Consider the following 22,057-nt stretch of genomic DNA (forward strand, 5'->3'; position numbering starts at 1 on the left):
GGCAGATGTCATAGCGGCATCTGCTTTTTGGTACGATTCTCCTTATAGATGAATATACTGGTTTCGAAGGGAGATGTTAAAAAATGGTTTTAGAAAATGAAAATTATAGAGACTTAAGTACTTTACAGGATAAATGTAATAAGTACGTGTACTATCATACTACTTTAACAATGACAGATGGAAGTACGTTTGATGGGATTATTGAAAGTGTAGATAGGGATATGATTACAGTACTAGTTGGCGAAAATGTAATGGAGGACGAAAGCGAAGAGCAATCTAATGAAGAACAGCAATACGCTCCTTATCGTCGTCCTAGAAGAAGATACAGACGATTTAGACGTAGAAATTTCCCCCTTGGAGCTTTAGCTACATTAGCCTTATTACCTTACATTACTCAATCTCCATATCCTTATTATTATTAAGGAATATTTGATAAATATTTGCATTATTCCTTAGCTTTATGATTAATGCAAACAGCCCCTCGACCGATTAATTGGTCGAGGTTTTCTTATGCTTAAATTTAGATGCATTATAGTAAAATAAAGATAAAATGATAAAATTTATAGTATACTAAAGACATATCAATTTCATAAGTTTGAATTTACATATAAAAATAAATATTTAGGAGGGTTAAGAATGAAAACATATAGATCAAAGATCCTTATCCTGATTTTGTCATTTACTTTGTTGTTACTAACTGGTTGTAAATCGCCTGAACCTGAGGACGAAGTTAAGAAACCTGTAATTTATCTGTATCCAACTTCAGAACAGACTGTTAGCGTAAAATTAGAGTATAAAGGTGAGCTTACTTGTACTTATCCAGAATATAATAATGGTTGGGAAGTAAAAGCTCAGCCAGATGGTACATTAACTAATCTTGCTGATAATAGAGAATATTCATATTTGTATTGGGAAGGAGTTTCCAGTACTAAATGGGATATGTCAAAGGGATTTGTAGTAAAAGGAAATAATACAGAGAAATTTCTTCAAGAAAAACTTGAGTATTTAGGATTAACACCAAAAGAGTATAACGAATTTATAGTATATTGGCTTCCTACTATGAAAGAAAATAATTATAATCTTATAACTTTTGCTGGAGAAGAGTATGAAGATACAGCTAAGCTTGAGATAAACCCACAGCCAGATTCTATTTTAAGAATAATGATGGTTTTTAAGCCCTTAAATAAAGATATGAAAATAGAAGAGCAGAAGCTAGAACCATTCATAAGAGAAGGATTTACAGTTGTTGAATGGGGTGGAACTGAGTTGAAGTAATTTATTAACGTATTGAACAATGTAAAAAATGGGGTTTAAAATAAGGAGGATTATATGGCTTCAACAGTAGAATTCGTAGAATACGTATGTGAGCAAATCAATGGTGCAGGAGATATCACATATAAAAAAATGTTTGGTGAATATGGTATTTATTGCAATGGCAAAATTATAGGTCTTATATGCGATAATCAATTTTTTGTAAAGAAAACAAAAATAGGTGAAACTTTATTAAATCCAATAGAAGAAGCGCCACCTTACACAAATGCAAAACCTCACTTTGTTATTGATTGTTCAGGAGATAGAGACTTTTTAAGTAATTTTATTGAAAAAAGCTATGAGGAACTACCAATGCAAAAGACGAGAAAGAAAAAAAGTGAAAAAGTATGATAGTAATTAATTAAAGGTTGATTAGTTAAATAATAGAGTTGAATATTAATACTGAATATTATGAAAGGAATATTGAGATGGATGAGATAGCATTCAAAGAGGAGATTTGTAAGACTGCCTTAACAGAATTAAAAAGAAAGATACCCTATGGATGGGATTTGAATATTTATAGAGGATGTCAGCACGGGTGTAAGTATTGTTATGCTATGTATTCTCATAAATACTTAGATTCATCTGATTTTTTTAGAGATATTCATATAAAAACTAATATAGTAGATGAACTTGAAAAGGAACTTAGAAAGAATAGTTGGAAAAGAGATATCATAAATATTGGTGGTGTAACAGACAGTTATCAACCCGCAGAGGCTAAATATCAACTTATGCCAGAAATACTAAAGCTCCTTATCAAGTATAAAACACCTGCTATTATTTCTACTAAGTCAAAACTTATATTAAGGGACTATGATTTGATAGACGAGTTGTCAAAAATTACTTATGTTAATATTGCAGAAACAATAACTACTATGGATGAAGATATTAGAAAAAAGATTGAGCCATTTGGTGCAACAAGCTTAGAGAGATTTGATGTCTTAAGGCAATTTAGAAAAACTAATGCAAGTACGGGTCTACATGTCATGCCAATAATTCCATACATTACAGATAGTTATGAGAATTTTAATAGTATGTATAAAATTGCAAAGGATTGTAAAGTGGATTATGTACTGCCAGGAACATTATATTTAAGAGGAAATACGAGAGCGGTATTTTTAAACTTTATAAAAAAAGAATTTCCACATTTGTATGATCCATTACAATCTTTGTATAAAACCGGTGGAGCAGGCAAGGAATATAAAGATAAATTATATTTAATGGTAAACGAATTAAAAGATAAATACAATCTTTCAAGTAGTTATACAAAACCAATGAAAGATAAATTAAATCAATCGAAAGATATTCAGTTATCACTATTTGATAAATAAACATACACTTTATAGATAGAAATATTTGAGAGGTATCTATGTCTATTTATTTTGACTTAAAAACTATTAGAGAACTTATAGGAGATAATTATTATAGAGAACAAAAAGAATTTACTTTAGAGGAATTATCACAGTATGATGGAAGTAACGGAAAACCTGCTTATGTAGCAATAGAAGGTATAGTTTATGATTTGAGCAAAGAATCAACTTGGGCTGGAGGGACACATTTTAATCTTACAGCAGGTAAAGATTTAACAGTTCAGTTCAAATCTTGTCATGGAATGTCTCAAATTACTAATAATCTACTTAAAGTTGGTTACTTGCAGTAAATAATGGTAGTATTGCCAGAATATAAAAAGCATAATTGGCTTGTGTTATAATAAAAGCAATATACTATAAGAAGAGTTACGTGATATACGCATATTGAAAGAGAGGGCAAGTGTAATGGCAGTAATTGTAGCAGCAAGTGCTCTAATTGGGAACCTTTTGAAGATTATTTCTGTTTTGACTGTAGAAAATGGGGTAATAATATGTTGAATTCATTATTTAAGTCATTATTTATGATTGTACCAATGTCATTAAGTATGGTAACTTATTTTAAATTTGATAAAGAGTATCTAATAACAGACAAAATAAGTTATAAAATAAATGTGGATAAGAAATGGAAACCTTGTGTAGTAATAAGTTGCTATTTTTTGTTTATGTTAATTTTAGGCATTATAGGTATATATGTAATAGATATTTCTGATAATTTATATTCTATAATGAGTGGTTTAGTACTTGGGGTGAGTTTAGGGTTTGTAAATAAACTTTCAAATCAAAACAAAAATATATAGGAAATGTATAAGTCTAAAACTAGTGATGGTTGGAATATACTAGACTTGTTAATAGGATAAATGCATAGGAGTATGGATTAGTTAAGTAAATATGATTGGAGTTATCTGAAATGAGTGGGGAGCACTTATTTTTGGATGGCTTCTTTTTTAGTTATACCCTTAACAATCGCTACTCACTGCGTAGCGAATTGAGAGTTGAAAGTTGAGAGTTGGGGCTTTTTAGGAGAATATTAGAGTTAAGAATATAGGAATATAAGAATATAAGAATATAAGAATATAAGAAGTTAAGAAGTTAAGAAGTTAAGAAGTTATAGGAAACAGCAGGGTTTGAGGGTAGTTGGATTGGTTTAGAGTTGATATTTTGAGTATAATTAGCTGCTTTTGGAAGTGCGGTCTTCATACTTAAATTTTTTGAAATAATTCCTAAATTTAATAGAGGTATCTATAATAATATGGAAGTGAATTTATTTTTTAAATATATTTAAGAAGGAGAAGAGAATATTCTGAGTTCAATTAGCCAAATAGTAAAGGCGGTTGACAGTTATGGAGAGAGTAGTCCATTTGAAGGGTTTAGAGGTTCATGAATAGCGACAAGCTATAACATTGATTGGGCATCTAGAAGTGGTTTATCCATCTAAATATGCACCATGGTCAAAATATATTACAGGAACATTAGGAAGTAACCCTGGGTATGATCCTTTAAGCTTTGCTTTAGATTATACGCATCAAAAGAATATGGAATTTCATGTAGGGTTTAATCCATTTAGATGACTATTTTTATCCTTATCCAAGAAATAATGCGGAATTTCCAGATCGAAAAGAGTTTGAAACCTATGGAGCAGCTTGGAATAATCCAGAGGAAATACCAAATCAGATTAAGTTAAATAGGAACTATTTTTCAATAAAAGGAAGTTGTTTTTTTAATACAAAGGATATACTAGCAAATCCCCTTGGAGTAAAGAATAGATTATCAACTGACTTATACAGGCAAGGGGCTAATGTCCCTTATATGCCATGGAAGGGAATTTCACCGTTTATGGTAAAATATCAAGCACATGTACAGGATGTATGGTGGCAAAGTTGGGTAAAAGATGGTGAGATTGCTGGAACAACAGGACAATCTAAAAGAATGGAAGCTATTAGAATTAGAATTAGAATTAGAATTAGAATAGTTAAGAAATAATAGTATATTTTTCTCCTCTTGATGGATAATCTGGGGGAGATTTTGTTTTAGTAAAAATAATAAAGGCTTTCCTATAGAACTAGCTATTTAACATCGAGTGAATATTGTTGAAATGTAAATAGTCTGTAGATTATAGATTTAAGGAGAATTTACATAGAATATAATTCCATGTAAGTTTTTGCAATAAATCCTATATAATGATATAATTCTAGATAATAATACTATTATTTTAAAGTGATTTAATAAAATTTAGTTATTAATTGCAACTTGTATAGATTAATCAAAATATGAAATAATTAGTTGCATATGTAATTTAGAATCATTAATAATAATTAATATATTTTATAAATGGTGGATTACATCGTTAAAAGGAGCAGGTATGAGCAGTTTGCCAAAGATTTTAAGAATGATATCTATATTAAGTAGCAAAAGAAAAGTGAAAGTTAAATATCTATCACAAGAGTTAGGGGTAACTGAAAGACAAGTAGGAAGATATAAAACAGAACTAGATGAATACTTTGATATAAGATCTATTACAGGTCCTGATGGAGGATATGAGTTGAAAGGTAATTTTTTTTCATATAAGGGAAGGCTAACACCTTCAGAAGTGGATAAAATACAAATGATTATTGCCTCTTTAAGTTATGAGAATTCAGAAGAATTATCTCAGATAATAGATAAACTAAACTTTGGAATATCAAGTAAAAATGAAGAAACATTATTTAGTGAAGAAATAATTCCATATTCGAAACCAAATACGTCTATACAACATATTAATAAGATTCATGATGATATATATAAAGCTATAAGAGAAAATAAAGAAGTCATTGTAACATATTTGGATAATCAAAGCGTTATATCGGAAAGGAGAGTGCAACCATATAAATATTTAAAGTATAAAGGGGAACATTACCTAGTTGCATTTTGCCTTTTGAGAAATGAGATACGGTTTTTCAAATTAGTTAGAATTAAGGAGTATATTATCACAGGTATAAATTTTGTAAGAAAATTTGATATAGATAATTACCTTGATAAGTGTAAAAAAAGCAGTATTGGAATATATGCTGGAGAACTTATTAAGATAGAGCTGGAGATAGCTCCACCAATGGCTAATACAATAAAAGAAAGAGTGTGGGTTGAAGATCAAGAAATTGTTCAAATGGATAAAGGAATTATTTTATTTAGGGCAACTATTAGTGAAAGTCCTGAATTATTATCATGGATAATGAGTCTAGGAGAAAGTGTGACTATTCTTTCACCAGAGAATATAAAAGAAAAAGTTAAGAAAAAAATAGAAAGAATGTTAGAAAAATTAAATTTATGACATATAATGTCTACAATGGTTGTTAATATGTATTTAAGTGGACTTATTAAAAATACTTCCACCTAGAGTAATAAAAGAAAGTAATGGGATATTATTAAAAAATAAAATAATTTATATAGTTATTCATTTATTAATACTAAAAAACAAACAAAGGAGTGAGTATATGGTTTGCGCTCACATTAATCCAATAACTTTAAAGGAACAGAGTGTTAAGGAGCACTTATATAATGTTTCTAAAATGTCTATGGAATATGGTGCGAAAATTTCCCTTGAAGCTACAGGGAAACTAATTGGTATTCTTCATGATATGGGCAAGGGAACAAAGAGATTTGATTCTTATATACGATATTCTTGTAAGCACCCTAAGGATAAATCTCTTAAGGGGACAATCAACCATTCCACAGCTGGTGCGAAGTTTATTTATGATAATTTTTATAATACTACGGATCAATATCAAAAATTTACAGCTCAAATTATTTCACTGGCAATTTGTTCTCATCATGGTGGGCTTATTGATTGTTTAGACCTTAAGGGCATGGATAAGTTCACAGATAGAATGAATACAGATAAGGATATTTTATATGAAGAAGCACTGAATTATTTTAAGGAAGAATGTTTTGAAATAGCACAAATTAAAGAATTGTTCAATAAAGCAATGGAAGAGATAAAAGTTATGTTTATTAAAATTAACAAGATCGATAGCACTGCAAAATTTGGACGATTTGCAGCTGGAATGCTAGAAAAATATCTTTTTAGTTGTGTTATTGATGCAGATAGATATGATACCTACACCTTTATGGAAGGCAAAGAACAGAATTCCAATATTGATAGATCTGGTTTATGGAATGAGCTTTCTGATTTGTTAGAAATTAAACTAAAAGGCTATCCAAAAAAGACTAAGATAGATTTATTGAGAGAAGAGGTTTCCTTATCCTGTAAGAATTTTGCGGTAAATAGTCCTGGAATATATCAGCTTTCAGTGCCAACGGGTGGGGGGAAGACGCTTTCAAGTTTGAGATATGCTTTAGCCCATGCAAAGAAGTTTAAGAAGGATAGAATTTTTTATATTATACCCTTTACTACTATAATTGATCAAAATGCTAAGGAAATAAAGGATATTTTAGGCCATGAGGATATGATTTTAGAACATCATTCAAATCTTATTATTGATTATTCTAAGGATAATGATGATGACCTTGAAGTTTATAAGCTTTTAACTGAGCGATGGGATAGTCCTATTATTCTTACCACAATGGTGCAGTTCCTTGATACTTTATTTAGTGGAGGAACTCAAGGCGCTAGGCGGATTCATAACCTTGCGAATTCAGTTATAATATTTGACGAAATTCAAGCAATCCCTATTAAGTGCATTAATATGTTCAATAGTGCTATGAATTTTCTATCAAATATCTGTAATGCAACAATTATACTCTGCACAGCAACACAACCGCTTTTAGAAAAAACCGAAATGCCTATAAAGCTAAGTGAAAATCCTAATATAATTTCTGATGTACATGAGAAATTTGAACAATTTAAACGTGTAAATTTGGTGGATAAAATGGTTGTTGGAGGTTATAGTGCAAATTCACTAAAGAATTTTATTTTGGACAAGATGGATCATGTGAAAAGTTTGTTGGTGATTTTAAATACTAAAAATTCAGCTAAGGGAGTTTTTAATGAGTTGCTACAAGCAAATCAGGAATTACCAAAAGAAAAACAATACATTATTTTTCATTTAAGCACTAATATGTGTCCCTCTCATAGAATGAAAATTTTAAGGAATATGAGGATGAAATTAGGGCATGAGAGGGTTATTTGCATTAGTACGCAATTAATTGAGGCTGGTGTTAATATTTCCTTTGGCTGTGTCCTTCGTTCTCTTGCTGGACTTGATAATATTGCACAGGCCGCAGGGAGATGCAATCGGCATGGGGAAAATGAGGATTATAGTGAGGTTTATATAGTTAATATTGAAGGCGAAAATGTGAGTAAACTTGTGGATATTAAAGCAGGCCAACAGTGTACAGAACGAGTGCTTCGTGATTTTAAAGAAAATCCAGATATGTTTGATAAGGATTTGCTATCACAAAAGGCGATGGAAAGGTATTATAAGTACTATTTTCATGAGAGAAGGAATCAAATGAATTACACCTTATCAAAGGAAAATAGTGATAAGTCAATGTATGATATATTGTCAGGAAATAATGAGGCGGCTAATGAGTTTAATAGCAGAAATGGTTATAAATCAAAATTAATGTTAAAGCAAGCCTTTAAAACTGCAGGAAATGAATTTCAAGTAATAGATCAAAATACAACAGGAATAATTGTTCCATATGGGGAGGGCGAGGAGCTTATAACTCTTATAAATGGGGACTGTAGTTTGGGCCAATTAAAACAGTATTTAAAGAGGTCACAACAATTTTCAGTGAATTTATTTGAACAGGATAAAAGGAAACTAGAAGAAATGGGAGCATTTATTGGCTTGAAAAATAATACGGTAATTGCTTTAAGGAAGGAATTTTATGGGGATGATGTTGGTGTTACTTTTGATAATTCACCAATGGAATTTTGTAATTTTTGAGGAGGTTGAGTCTATTGGAATACAAAAATATAGTTGAATTTAAAGTTAGTGGGCGATATGCACTATTTAGTGATCCTATTAATAGAATTGGGGGAGAAAAGTTCTCATATCAAGTACCTACATATCAAGCATTAAAGGGAATTCTTGAGAGTGTTTATTGGAAACCCACTCTGATTTGGATAATTGATGAGGTAAGGGTTATGAATTTAATTAAAACTCAATCACAAGGTATTCGCCCAATTAATTTCGGTAAAGAAGGAAACACACTGTCCATATATACGTATTTGGCAAATGCTGAATACCAAGTAAAAGCTCATTTTGAGTGGAATTATAACCGTCCAAATCTAGAGCAGGATAGAAATGAGAACAAGCATTATATTATAGCTAAAAGAATGATTAAATGTGGTGGTAGACGTGATATTTTCTTAGGAACAAGGGAGTGTCAAGGTTATGTGGAACCATGTAAATTTGGAGAAGGAGAAGGAGCTTATGACAATTATGGGTCACTTTCTTTTGGACTTATGTTTCATGGCTTTGATTATCCTGATGAAACTGGAAAAGATAAGCTAACAGCTAGGCTTTGGACACCAGTAATGGACAATGGTTATATAAAATTTTTGAAACCTGAAGAATGCACCATAAAACGTGAGCTATCATCAATGAAACCTAAGGTTTTTGATGAAACTAACTTCAGTGGATATGCAGAGTTTGAAAAGGAGGGAGAAATTATTGAGCTGGATACATAAACTTTATGATACCTATGAAAATTGCAAAAGTGAAGTAGGGGTTGTAGGGGCAGATGAGAGAAAAACTCCACTTCTTCCTATTGGACATTCAACCCAAAATGCACAAATAGAAGTTGTTATTAATGGAGAAGGAAATTTAGTAAGTGCAAGAACACTTGGTAAAGAGGAGACTGTTACAATTATTCCTGTAACGGAAGATTCAGCATCAAGAGGAAATGGTGTATTACCACATCCATTATGTGATAAATTACAATATGTTGCTGGGGATTATGCAATTTACGTAGAGAAGAAAAATGCAGAGGGATTTTATAATGAATATATAAAGAAACTTGAGGGTTGGGGTAATTCTGACTACTGTAATAGAAAAGTTTCTGCAATTTTAAGATATTTAAAAAAGAAACAGCTTATTGCAGATTTAATAGGTCAAAAGATACTACTATGTGATGATAAAGGCCTTCTTTCTAAAAGTGTGAAGATGGGAGCTAGTGAACAAAGTGATGCTTTTATAAGATTTAAAGTAGAAATTGAAGGAGAGATTGAATCATCTGTATGGCTTGATCCGGCGGTATATGAAAGTCATATAAATTATTATTTAAGTCTTCAAGACGAAGTAAAGTTGTGTTATGTAAAAGGAAAAGAAATTCCTTGTTCAGAAAAACATCCAGCAAAGGTTAGGCATACCGGCGATAAGGCAAAGTTAATCTCAGCAAATGATGAAAGTGGATTTACTTATAGAGGACGATTCACAGATAAAAGCCAAGCTGTAAGTATTGGGTATGAGACTTCCCAAAAGGCCCATAATGTATTACGCTGGCTTATTGATAAACAGGGTTATAAAAATGGAGACCAAGTGATAGTAGCTTGGGGAACTAAAAATCAGGAGTTACCACCAATTCTTGAAGATACCCAGGATTCTATGTTTGGTGAGGAAGAGATTCTTACTATTTCAACAGAAAAGGAATTTGCTAAAAGGCTGAATAAAGCTATTTCAGGTTACAGCTCTGATATAGATACAAAGTCTGAAATTATAATAATGGGATTGGATGCAGCAACAATAGGACGATTATCCATAACCTATTATCGTGAACTTAACGGCTCTGATTTTTTAAATAGGATTGAAAATTGGCATAAAACTTGTATTTGGAAACATTCATATAAAAACGTACCTGATGGAGTTGATGAGAAGGGAAAACCAAAATTTAAACGGATTACTTTTATTGGATCTCCTTCTCCTAAAGATATAACTCTAGCAGCTTATGGAGATAAAGTAAGTGATAAGTTAAAGAAAGCAACAGTTGAGAAGCTATTACCATGTATTATTGATGGTGCTCGACTACCTTATGACCTAGTTAATTCAGTTGTGAATCGTGTTTCAAATCCAATCTCAATGGAGAATTGGGAATGGAAAAAAGCATTAACTATAAATTGTGCATTAATTAAAAAATATAGATACGATAAATTTAAGGAGGAATGGGAAATGTCACTTGATGAAAATCAGAAGGATAGAAGTTATACTTATGGAAGACTACTGGCAATTGCACAACAAATTGAGGAATTTGCATTATATACAGTAGGGGAGAAAAGAGATACTAATGCAGAAAGATTAATGCATCAATTTAAAATTCATCCTTATAAAACATGGGGTATTATTACGGATAAACTTAAGCCCTATATTTCAAGATTAGGTTCGAAATGCTCAAAATTAACTGAACTAATGACCAAAGTTAATTCTACGATGCCTTATGATGAGTTTACAAGCCAAAAGAAATTAGAGGATAGTTATATTTTAGGATATTATTGTCAAAGGCAAGTTTTTATTGATGAGAAAAATCAAAGAATTGAAGAAAATCAAAAAAAGAAATTAGAAAAAACAATAAAAGGGGAGAATTAATATGAGTAATTTTATAAACAAGATTGATTTTGCAGTTGTTATTTCCACAAAAAATGCAAACCCAAATGGTGATCCATTAAACGGAAATAGACCTAGAGAAAATTACGATGGGTTTGGAGAAATTTCTGATGTTTGCATCAAAAGAAAAATACGTAACCGCTTGCAAGATGTGGGACAAGCAATATTTGTTCAATCTGATGAGAGACGTGTGGATGGCTTTAGAAGTTTAAAAGATAGAGCAGAGGGCTGTGTAGAGCTTAAAAAATCAAATAAAGATAAGGAAAACTACGCAAAAATAGCTTGTGAAAAATGGATTGATGTTAGAAGCTTTGGACAAGTATTTGCATTTAAAGCTGGGGATGATAACTCTGTTTCAATAGGCATAAGAGGACCAGTTTCAATCCACTGTGCAGTAAGTGTTTCACCAATTGAGATATCAAGTATGCAGATTACAAAAAGTGTTAATGGTGAAACTCAGAAAAATCCTGATAAAAAAGCTTCGGATACTATGGGTATGAAGCATAGGGTTGAATTTGGAGTTTATGTGATTTATGGAAGTATTAATACTCAACTTGCAACAAAAACAGGATTTAGTCAAGAAGATAGCGATCTTATTAAAGAATCACTTAGAACACTTTTTGAAAATGATTGCTCCTCAGCTCGTCCTGATGGTAGCATGGAAGTTTGTAAGTTGTATTGGTGGAAACATAATGCACAGATGGGTCAGTATTCTTCTGCAAAGGTACACAGAAGCCTGCAGATTGTACCAATTGTAGATATACCAAAAAGTATTGATGATTACAATATTTCTAATGAAACATTAGACGGGTTAACTCCAGAAATATATGATGGAATATAAGGAAGAAGACTTTTTGCTATTGTCTGGGATACAGCATTTTTCCTTTTGTAAACGTCAATGGGCATTAATACACATTGAACAGCAATGGCAAGAAAACCTTCGCACAATTGAGGGCGAAATTCTTCATGAGAAAACACATGATACCACCATAAAAGAAAAACGTGGGGATTTAATTGTTTCCCGTGGAATGGCAATATTCTCACGTACCCTAGGAATAACTGGAGCCTGTGATGTTGTTGAACTACATAAGGCTTCTGATGGGGTAGATATATTTGGTAGAGATGGAACTTACAAGCCAATTCCGGTAGAATATAAACGTGGAAAACCAAAAGAAGATGAATCAGATGTTATGCAATTATGCGCACAGGCTATGTGTCTTGAAGAGATGCTATTATGCGAAATTTCTGAAGGCTTTTTGTTCTATGGAGAAACAAAACGTAGGCTTAAAATTATTCTTGATGATGAGTTACGTCAGCGAGTAAAAACAATTGTTAAAGAAATGCATGAATTATATGATAGGAGATATACGCCCAAAGTCAAGCTATCTAAAAGTTGTAAAGCATGCTCACTTACTGAGGTTTGTATGCCAAAGTTATGTAAAAATCCCTCCGCTATTAATTACATCAAAAAAAATATTCTGGAGGTGGAAGAATGAGAAAGCTACTAAATACACTATATGTAACTTCTCCAAACACTTATTTATCCCTTGATGGAGAAAATATTGTGATTTTAAAAGAACAAATAGAAATCTCAAGAATTCCATTACATAATCTTGAAGGTATTGTTGCTTTTGGCTACACTGGCGCAAGTCCAGCATTAATGGGTGCATGTGCAAAACGTAATATTGCATTAAGTTTTATGAAACAAAGCGGCAAATTTCTGGCAAGGGTAGTTGGTGAGGTTAGAGGTAATGTTACTTTAAGAAAAACACAATATAGACTTTCAGACAACATAGAGGAAAGCAATAAAATTGCTAGAAACTTTATTTTGGGAAAGATTTATAATGCTCGTTGGGTGATTGAGCGTGCAACTCGCGACTACTCAATACGACTTGATGTTAATAAGTTAAAAGGTGTTTCTAAAGTTCTTGCAAATTCTCTAAAATCAGTTGAACAAAGTGAGGATTTAGAACAACTTAGAGGTTTCGAGGGGGAAGCAGCATCACAATATTTTAGCGTATTTGACGATTTAATTCTTCAACAAAAAGAATTCTTTTATTTTCATTGTCGAAATAAACGCCCACCTCTTGATAATGTTAACGCAATGTTATCATATGTGTATACAATCTTGGCACATGATGTTGCAGCGGCATTGGAAACCGTCGGACTTGATCCTTATGTGGGATTTTTGCATCGAGATAGACCTGGTAGGATTTCACTTGCTCTTGACATGATGGAAGAGTTACGCTCAGTTTACGCAGATCGGTTTGTAATTTCATTAATTAATAAAAGAGAAGTAAATGCAAAAGGTTTTACTCAAAAGGAAAATGGTGCAGTTATTATGGATGACGATACAAGAAAAACCATCTTGAAAGCGTGGCAGAGTAAGAAGCAGGAGATAATTACACATCCGTTTTTGCAAGAAAAATTAGAATGGGGACTTGTCCCATATGCACAAGCAATGTTATTGGCAAGGTTTATTCGTGGTGACCTGGATGGATACCCAACATTTATGTGGAAGTAGGTGATAAAATGTTAGTATTGATAACCTATGATGTAAATACTCAAACTCCACTAGGGAGGAAACGCTTGCGTCAGGTAGCAAAGCAATGTATAAATTATGGTCAACGTGTTCAAAACTCAGTGTTTGAGTGTGTATTGGATGCAGCTAAATGCCGTGAGATCCAATATAAACTTGAACAAATTATTGATAAGGATAAAGATAGCTTGAGGTTTTATTATTTAGGTAATAATTATAAAAGCAAGGTTGTGCATATAGGTACAAAAGATTCGATTGATGTTGAGGGTACACTTATAATTTAGTGCGAATATTTAGAGAACAGAAATTTATAGATCCTTCGCACCATAAATACAATGAAAATTTCTTGTAAAAAGCGAAATATATTATAGGAGTGATGTAGTTTAAGAATAAAAATGTAAAAAATGACCAAAAAGTCTCGTAAATTGAACAGATTTTTGGCATTTTTGCTGTCGCTCCCTATATGGGAGTGTGGATTGAAATATGTTAGAAAGGATACTTTAAATAATAGTGGTATAGTCGCTCCCTATATGGGAGTGTGGATTGAAATTGCTACTTAATGGATCTCCTATGCCAACGGAATCTGTCGCTCCCTATATGGGAGTGTGGATTGAAATTCTAGTATCATTTTGCTACAATTTAGGCAGGGGGAGTCGCTCCCTATATGGGAGTGTGGATTGAAATATCACAAGAAAGAATAGAGTATATTTTTGATGAAGTCGCTCCCTATATGGGAGTGTGGATTGAAATGTGCAAATTGAGCTTTCACGCTCATTTTTTGAAAGTCGCTCCCTATATGGGAGTGTGGATTGAAATGTTACTTGAAATTACTGTCATTTTATTTTAATAACGTCGCTCCCTATATGGGAGTGTGGATTGAAATTTCTTTTACTCCTATGGTCACAACTTTGTACTTTGGTCGCTCCCTATATGGGAGTGTGGATTGAAATAAAACATTATAAGTAGACAAATGACTAAAAGTGAAGTCGCTCCCTATATGGGAGTGTGGATTGAAATACAGCAGTCACACTAGATACACAATCAAAACTGAAGTCGCTCCCTATATGGGAGTGTGGATTGAAATCTAGATTATAGCAAAATGATACTAGAGCATCAAAGTCGCTCCCTATATGGGAGTGTGGATTGAAATGTTGTTGTTCAGAACAAGCAACCATTATCGGTGTTGTCGCTCCCTATATGGGAGTGTGGATTGAAATCCTCATAAATTGGTCTGTGGTTTTTAAGGGTTAAGTCGCTCCCTATATGGGAGTGTGGATTGAAATGATATATCATCTATATGTTTTAACAAATCCCTCCTGTCGCTCCCTATATGGGAGTGTGGATTGAAATGTGAATACGACTGGATTCGCTGACGAGGAAGTTTTGTCGCTCCCTATATGGGAGTGTGGATTGAAATCTTCATTATTTGATACCATTACAAAATTGTACGGTCGCTCCCTATATGGGAGTGTGGATTGAAATTTCAAGTGATAGATATTCGTTACTTGAAATTACTGGTCGCTCCCTATATGGGAGTGTGGATTGAAATTAAGTAATAATAACAAATACGCAAATTGTTATTAAGTCGCTCCCTATATGGGAGTGTGGATTGAAATATACTATAAGCATAATAATTGGTAGGAACTCCATGTCGCTCCCTATATGGGAGTGTGGATTGAAATACCAACTCCATTACCATCCAACATAACATTATTTTGTCGCTCCCTATATGGGAGTGTGGATTGAAATCTTTTGTCCTTTGCAAATATTGACGTTATTTTGAAGTCGCTCCCTATATGGGAGTGTGGATTGAAATGTCAGTCAGCATTACAGCTGGATAGCTTGACTGTGTCGCTCCCTATATGGGAGTGTGGATTGAAATGCAATTGCAAGTGGAGGAATGGCAATTGCAGGACGTCGCTCCCTATATGGGAGTGTGGATTGAAATTTCGAATGTCCTACCGAAACATACTGTGTCATTTAGGTCGCTCCCTATATGGGAGTGTGGATTGAAATAGTTTGAATATTTCCCAACATTCCACATATTGCAGTCGCTCCCTATATGGGAGTGTGGATTGAAATATTGATGGAGTTGGTATTTCTGACAAAACAATATAGTCGCTCCCTATATGGGAGTGTGGATTGAAATTAAGTTCAAAACAATTCAAGACTATATCAAGTTAGTCGCTCCCTATATGGGAGTGTGGATTGAAATTAAAAATCTAATATCAACGCTAGCAGGTACATTTTGTCGCTCCCTATATGGGAGTGTGGATTGAAATCATCCCCTCAATTAATCGTTCCCAAAATAATGTTAAGTCGCTCCCTATATGGGAGTGTGGATTGAAATCATATTAAAAGCGTTAGCCAGTACATGCACTCCAGTCGCTCCCTATATGGGAGTGTGGATTGAAATATATAAATAGCAATATGTGCAAACGAAGCGTTAGGTCGCTCCCTATATGGGAGTGTGGATTGAAATTATTACAATACCATCAATGGTCGGTACTGCCAAGTCGCTCCCTATATGGGAGTGTGGATTGAAATCATTTACTTCCTTTCCTAGTATTGCGACTTAATGTCGCTCCCTATATGGGAGTGTGGATTGAAATATGCAGTGACTACAGAGCAGAGCATAGAGAAGAAGTCGCTCCCTATATGGGAGTGTGGATTGAAATTGTATCTCCATTGTTTAACCAATGAACCACCAGGTCGCTCCCTATATGGGAGTGTGGATTGAAATACCGCTGACATGCCAGACTATGTTGAAATCTATAGTCGCTCCCTATATGGGAGTGTGGATTGAAATATCAGGCAATACTGGTCTTGATAATGGTATAACTGTCGCTCCCTATATGGGAGTGTGGATTGAAATTTATATGATAGCATTCCAGATACTTTAAGTCAGTGTCGCTCCCTATATGGGAGTGTGGATTGAAATATTCATGCTTTTAAAAATGATTTTGACTATACAAGTCGCTCCCTATATGGGAGTGTGGATTGAAATGTCAGGGAACATCCAGCATTAGCTTTAACCAAGGAGTCGCTCCCTATATGGGAGTGTGGATTGAAATATGTCCTAGGGTGCGTATGGTGGTCTAGGGGATAGGTCGCTCCCTATATGGGAGTGTGGATTGAAATAAGCAAGAACAAAGAGCAGATGCATTAACAGTAGTGTCGCTCCCTATATGGGAGTGTGGATTGAAATTGCATATTGATTGCCTTATGAGCCGGTTAAGCCGGTCGCTCCCTATATGGGAGTGTGGATTGAAATGACAATGCAGTTACAGGAGATATTTTTGGAGTATGTCGCTCCCTATATGGGAGTGTGGATTGAAATCACAACAAGTCATAAGAGATAATAACGATATAAGTCGCTCCCTATATGGGAGTGTGGATTGAAATCACAACAAGTCATAAGAGATAATAACGATATAAGGTCGCTCCCTATATGGGAGTGTGGATTGAAATTAAGGATACTGCTAGAGGTAGGTTTAGCTTTATTACGTCGCTCCCTATATGGGAGTGTGGATTGAAATTATGTGGAACACAAGGAAGAAATGAAATTTGAGGTCGCTCCCTATATGGGAGTGTGGATTGAAATAGGACAAGTTATGACAGATTAACAATATCTAGAGGGTCGCTCCCTATATGGGAGTGTGGATTGAAATTTCAATCTAGTGGAAATTAGTATGGATATGAATTGTGTCGCTCCCTATATGGGAGTGTGGATTGAAATAAAAGATGTTATCTACTGGCAATTATCCAATATTGTCGCTCCCTATATGGGAGTGTGGATTGAAATTACTAAGTCATAAAAGTGCAATCCTCCATATTTATGTCGCTCCCTATATGGGAGTGTGGATTGAAATACAGAGGGAGGTAACGGTTCGATTAATTGTAAGAGTCGCTCCCTATATGGGAGTGTGGATTGAAATTCTACTATCTATAATTACGACCATATTATCTAAAGTCGCTCCCTATATGGGAGTGTGGATTGAAATATATAGACTCTTATCCTCGTAGTAGGCGGTATCTATGTCGCTCCCTATATGGGAGTGTGGATTGAAATATTGAAAACAATTGTAAAGGAATAACATCTTATAAGTCGCTCCCTATATGGGAGTGTGGATTGAAATTCATAATTAATCATCCTTCCCCATCAGAATGGCATGTCGCTCCCTATATGGGAGTGTGGATTGAAATGTTGGGTAATCTACTTGTTAAATCGTCAATGTGTTGTCGCTCCCTATATGGGAGTGTGGATTGAAATTGGTAGCACAATTCAATGGTTGGTAAAGAATATTGTCGCTCCCTATATGGGAGTGTGGATTGAAATACATACTTAAATGGAAAACTTATAGCTGGTAGAAAAGTCGCTCCCTATATGGGAGTGTGGATTGAAATTAGTGTTAATCCATATATCATCATCTTATTGAAATGTCGCTCCCTATATGGGAGTGTGGATTGAAATATAACATCATTTATAGCCTTGCTGTGGTCTTTGGTCGCTCCCTATATGGGAGTGTGGATTGAAATTCACTGTTCAAGTAAAAAAAATCATTCAGCGAAAGTCGCTCCCTATATGGGAGTGTGGATTGAAATAGGATAGATTACAAGTATTAAATCCTGAAAACAAGTCGCTCCCTATATGGGAGTGTGGATTGAAATTTACTAACATTTACAGTAACTACTGAATAACCATCGTCGCTCCCTATATGGGAGTGTGGATTGAAATTGGATCCCTTGTTAATCTACCTATTAAAACTACTGTCGCTCCCTATATGGGAGTGTGGATTGAAATAAACATAGATGATGTCTATGAAGTACTAGAGATTGGTCGCTCCCTATATGGGAGTGTGGATTGAAATTAGAATTGAAAGAGGTGTAAGTGATTTACCTGCAGTCGCTCCCTATATGGGAGTGTGGATTGAAATGGTCATGGGTGTAAAAGCATATCCCCAACCATCAGGTCGCTCCCTATATGGGAGTGTGGATTGAAATTTTTAGATACCACCCTTTTATAAAGCCAGTAGCGTCGCTCCCTATATGGGAGTGTGGATTGAAATTAATTTTATCATTATCCAAATCGGCTATTTTTAAGTCGCTCCCTATATGGGAGTGTGGATTGAAATTTTTTATATATGGTATTATATGGCACGATGTTTGAGTCGCTCCCTATATGGGAGTGTGGATTGAAATTGTTTTGCTATCCACTTATCCATCCCCCTTAATTGTCGCTCCCTATATGGGAGTGTGGATTGAAATAAGCGTAAATGTATATTAAAGGTAATTTAACTCTGTCGCTCCCTATATGGGAGTGTGGATTGAAATATTGGTTATCACCCCTTATCATAATAATATTTAATGTCGCTCCCTATATGGGAGTGTGGATTGAAATTCTTATATAACTATTGTCATATACTATATGTATATGTCGCTCCCTATATGGGAGTGTGGATTGAAATAGATACAAAACAAAATTTAAGGAGTGATTGAAATGTCGCTCCCTATATGGGAGTGTGGATTGAAATATTCCCATGTTGAGTAAGTTGTTATAACCTATCATGTCGCTCCCTATATGGGAGTGTGGATTGAAATTCTTTTGTTTGTCCTGCAACCTCTAATTTCCATCGTGTCGCTCCCTATATGGGAGTGTGGATTGAAATTTTAATGCAAATGTCTCAACTGATGGAGGTAATGGTCGCTCCCTATATGGGAGTGTGGATTGAAATACAGCTAAACAGGCCGGTTCAATGGCACTTATGAGGTCGCTCCCTATATGGGAGTGTGGATTGAAATACTGAAGATAAGGGGTTAAAAGATTATAATACATTGTCGCTCCCTATATGGGAGTGTGGATTGAAATTCAATGGTGATGGCGTAGATGAGTACATCAGTAAAGTCGCTCCCTATATGGGAGTGTGGATTGAAATCTTTACCAAGTAGGATAGATACTGGAGAGGTTGTGTCGCTCCCTATATGGGAGTGTGGATTGAAATCGTTGGAGGGGGTAAAAGTAGGGGATAAAAATATGTCGCTCCCTATATGGGAGTGTGGATTGAAATTGTTATCCCAATCTGAAGGGAACTGATTTATATGGTCGCTCCCTATATGGGAGTGTGGATTGAAATTGTCATTGGGCTTGTCATTGTTGCATCACCACACCGTCGCTCCCTATATGGGAGTGTGGATTGAAATACAGTATGCGACACCCTTTTAACATAGAAAAGCTATGTCGCTCCCTATATGGGAGTGTGGATTGAAATAATTAGCTGATGCCCTTGTTAAGGGGGTAGATGTTGTGTCGCTCCCTATATGGGAGTGTGGATTGAAATAGGCGTAAGAAGTTTAAATATAGGTAGAATACTTAGTCGCTCCCTATATGGGAGTGTGGATTGAAATAATATACAAAGGTCGAGATGATTTTATGCAAGGGGTCGCTCCCTATATGGGAGTGTGGATTGAAATAGTATTAACAGCTGGTATACCAGCTATAACATTCAGTCGCTCCCTATATGGGAGTGTGGATTGAAATTAGTAACTAAGACCTCATTAAGTTTTGAAGATGAGGTCGCTCCCTATATGGGAGTGTGGATTGAAATTTCCACAACTAGATATGAGCAAGACTTTCGGTGCAGTCGCTCCCTATATGGGAGTGTGGATTGAAATTCAGAGATTGATAAGTATGCCATTAAGTCATTTTGGTCGCTCCCTATATGGGAGTGTGGATTGAAATAAATATATTTTGAAACTACAATAATGGCTGACGAAGTCGCTCCCTATATGGGAGTGTGGATTGAAATCCTCAATTGAACTTATAGGAGGTGAATAAAATGAGGTCGCTCCCTATATGGGAGTGTGGATTGAAATATATTACGGTGTCGGGAATGTCTAAAAAACTAGGGTCGCTCCCTATATGGGAGTGTGGATTGAAATTATCAAGTCTTTTGTCAAATGGGTGATTTTCAATGTCGCTCCCTATATGGGAGTGTGGATTGAAATCATTGACCTTCACCACTTAGAATAACATTCCCTGTCGCTCCCTATATGGGAGTGTGGATTGAAATTCGTCTACATCAGGAGGATAGAAACATGTTTCAAAGTCGCTCCCTATATGGGAGTGTGGATTGAAATACTAATGCAACTGAACAATATCAATATTTTTTCAGTCGCTCCCTATATGGGAGTGTGGATTGAAATCGTTTGGTGTTACAACTGATAAATTAGAATTTACGTCGCTCCCTATATGGGAGTGTGGATTGAAATTAAAAATCTAATATCAACGCTATCAGGTACATTCGTCGCTCCCTATATGGGAGTGTGGATTGAAATCACCTCTATATATTGCAATATCACCATGAAAGTTGTCGCTCCCTATATGGGAGTGTGGATTGAAATCCATAGTCGCCACCATTTAATGTTGATTGTGGCAGTCGCTCCCTATATGGGAGTGTGGATTGAAATCGATGGCGGGAGATACTACTGCAAGTATTAAGTCAAGTCGCTCCCTATATGGGAGTGTGGATTGAAATTAAAACAGGCAGGTGGCTTGGAGGCTCTATACCGTCGCTCCCTATATGGGAGTGTGGATTGAAATAAATAGGTAAAGATGCTAGTAATGATTATAGTATGGTCGCTCCCTATATGGGAGTGTGGATTGAAATAGAGGCTGTAACAGAAGGTGTGAAAAAAGCAATAGAGTCGCTCCCTATATGGGAGTGTGGATTGAAATCACGCAGCCGTCGCTACACTTAATGCTACTTGTGCGTCGCTCCCTATATGGGAGTGTGGATTGAAATTTTATCCTTTATTTATAGTACAAGAAAATAGCCGTCGCTCCCTATATGGGAGTGTGGATTGAAATCACAGCAGTTGGGTTAGTTAATAAAGATAAGGAGGTCGCTCCCTATATGGGAGTGTGGATTGAAATTTTAATGCAAATGTCTCAACTGATGGAGGTAATGGTCGCTCCCTATATGGGAGTGTGGATTGAAATACTAAAGCTGCTATTGCAGCTATTGAAGAATATGAAGTCGCTCCCTATATGGGAGTGTGGATTGAAATTTTTCTTTATACATTCCTTTTACTCCAGCTATAGCGTCGCTCCCTATATGGGAGTGTGGATTGAAATACATCTAAAGCTGAATTATATCAGCTATCTTATAAGGTCGCTCCCTATATGGGAGTGTGGATTGAAATTTTAATACCTTTGATTGTTAATTCATTCACTGCTGTCGCTCCCTATATGGGAGTGTGGATTGAAATTTTGCAAACATTTAATTATCCTTTCATCT

Annotated in this window: 16 protein-coding genes and 1 CRISPR repeat array (1 of these 17 only partly in view); all 16 genes read left to right on the forward strand. The window is 34.7% G+C overall.

Annotated elements, in window-relative coordinates; translation table 11 throughout:
* The first annotated feature begins 83 nt into the window (after positions 1–83).
* The 16 genes from CLVI_RS07995 (at position 84) to cas2 (ending at position 14,044) form a co-directional block, all read left to right on the forward strand.
* Positions 84–422 carry a hypothetical protein gene (locus CLVI_RS07995; protein WP_106059599.1) on the forward strand — a complete coding sequence of 113 codons (339 nt, stop codon included), beginning with the start codon at positions 84–86 and terminating at the stop codon, positions 420–422.
* A 214-nt stretch (positions 423–636) separates the two neighbouring features.
* Entirely contained in the window at positions 637–1,275 is a 639-nt protein-coding gene (locus CLVI_RS17835) for a hypothetical protein (protein WP_106059600.1), read from the forward strand.
* Between the two features lie 54 nt (positions 1,276–1,329).
* The gene (locus CLVI_RS08005) at positions 1,330–1,662 is read left to right on the forward strand and encodes a TfoX/Sxy family protein (RefSeq protein ID WP_106059601.1); all 333 of its coding nucleotides are present in this window, start codon (positions 1,330–1,332) and stop codon (positions 1,660–1,662) included.
* Between the two features lie 77 nt (positions 1,663–1,739).
* Positions 1,740–2,642, forward strand: coding sequence for an SPL family radical SAM protein (locus CLVI_RS08010; RefSeq protein WP_106059602.1), 903 nt, complete (start codon positions 1,740–1,742; stop codon positions 2,640–2,642).
* 38 nt (positions 2,643–2,680) lie between these two features.
* The gene (locus tag CLVI_RS08015) at positions 2,681–2,971 is read left to right on the forward strand and encodes a cytochrome b5 domain-containing protein (protein WP_106059603.1); all 291 of its coding nucleotides are present in this window, start codon (positions 2,681–2,683) and stop codon (positions 2,969–2,971) included.
* A gap of 201 nt (positions 2,972–3,172) precedes the next feature.
* Positions 3,173–3,478 carry a hypothetical protein gene (locus CLVI_RS08020; RefSeq protein WP_106059604.1) on the forward strand — a complete coding sequence of 102 codons (306 nt, stop codon included), beginning with the start codon at positions 3,173–3,175 and terminating at the stop codon, positions 3,476–3,478.
* A gap of 603 nt (positions 3,479–4,081) precedes the next feature.
* A complete protein-coding gene (locus tag CLVI_RS08025) occupies positions 4,082–4,249 on the forward strand; it encodes a family 10 glycosylhydrolase (protein WP_207655343.1) in 168 nt (55 codons plus the stop codon).
* Positions 4,250–4,487: 238 nt separating this feature from the next.
* Entirely contained in the window at positions 4,488–4,661 is a 174-nt protein-coding gene (locus CLVI_RS08030) for a hypothetical protein (RefSeq protein ID WP_106059606.1), read from the forward strand.
* A 379-nt stretch (positions 4,662–5,040) separates the two neighbouring features.
* Positions 5,041–5,985, forward strand: a complete 945-nt coding sequence (locus CLVI_RS08035) for a helix-turn-helix transcriptional regulator (RefSeq protein ID WP_106059607.1) — start codon at positions 5,041–5,043, stop codon at positions 5,983–5,985.
* Positions 5,986–6,148: 163 nt separating this feature from the next.
* Positions 6,149–8,566: a CRISPR-associated helicase/endonuclease Cas3 gene (locus tag CLVI_RS08040; protein WP_106059608.1), complete on the forward strand. Its 2,418-nt coding sequence runs from the start codon at positions 6,149–6,151 to the stop codon at positions 8,564–8,566.
* 14 nt (positions 8,567–8,580) lie between these two features.
* Positions 8,581–9,312, forward strand: coding sequence for a type I-C CRISPR-associated protein Cas5c (gene cas5c, locus CLVI_RS08045; RefSeq protein ID WP_106059609.1), 732 nt, complete (start codon positions 8,581–8,583; stop codon positions 9,310–9,312).
* Positions 9,296–11,203 carry a type I-C CRISPR-associated protein Cas8c/Csd1 gene (cas8c, locus tag CLVI_RS08050; protein WP_106059610.1) on the forward strand — a complete coding sequence of 636 codons (1,908 nt, stop codon included), beginning with the start codon at positions 9,296–9,298 and terminating at the stop codon, positions 11,201–11,203. Before cas5c ends, cas8c begins: the two co-directional genes overlap by 17 nt.
* A gap of 1 nt (position 11,204) precedes the next feature.
* On the forward strand, positions 11,205–12,062 hold the full coding sequence (gene cas7c, locus CLVI_RS08055; RefSeq protein ID WP_106059611.1) for a type I-C CRISPR-associated protein Cas7/Csd2: 858 nt from the start codon (positions 11,205–11,207) through the stop codon (positions 12,060–12,062).
* Complete coding sequence (gene cas4, locus CLVI_RS08060) at positions 12,052–12,717, forward strand: CRISPR-associated protein Cas4 (protein ID WP_106059624.1); 666 nt, start codon at positions 12,052–12,054, stop codon at positions 12,715–12,717. Before cas7c ends, cas4 begins: the two co-directional genes overlap by 11 nt.
* Entirely contained in the window at positions 12,714–13,745 is a 1,032-nt protein-coding gene (gene cas1c / locus CLVI_RS08065) for a type I-C CRISPR-associated endonuclease Cas1c (RefSeq protein WP_106059612.1), read from the forward strand. Before cas4 ends, cas1c begins: the two co-directional genes overlap by 4 nt.
* Before the next feature lie 8 nt (positions 13,746–13,753).
* A complete protein-coding gene (gene cas2, locus CLVI_RS08070; protein ID WP_106059613.1) occupies positions 13,754–14,044 on the forward strand; it encodes a CRISPR-associated endonuclease Cas2 in 291 nt (96 codons plus the stop codon).
* A gap of 167 nt (positions 14,045–14,211) precedes the next feature.
* A CRISPR array of direct repeats spans positions 14,212–22,057; the repeat unit is 32 nt; unit sequence GTCGCTCCCTATATGGGAGTGTGGATTGAAAT (it continues 1,234 nt past the right edge of the window).

It is taken from the genome of Clostridium vincentii, assembly GCF_002995745.1.
Lineage (GTDB): Bacteria > Bacillota > Clostridia > Clostridiales > Clostridiaceae > Clostridium > Clostridium vincentii.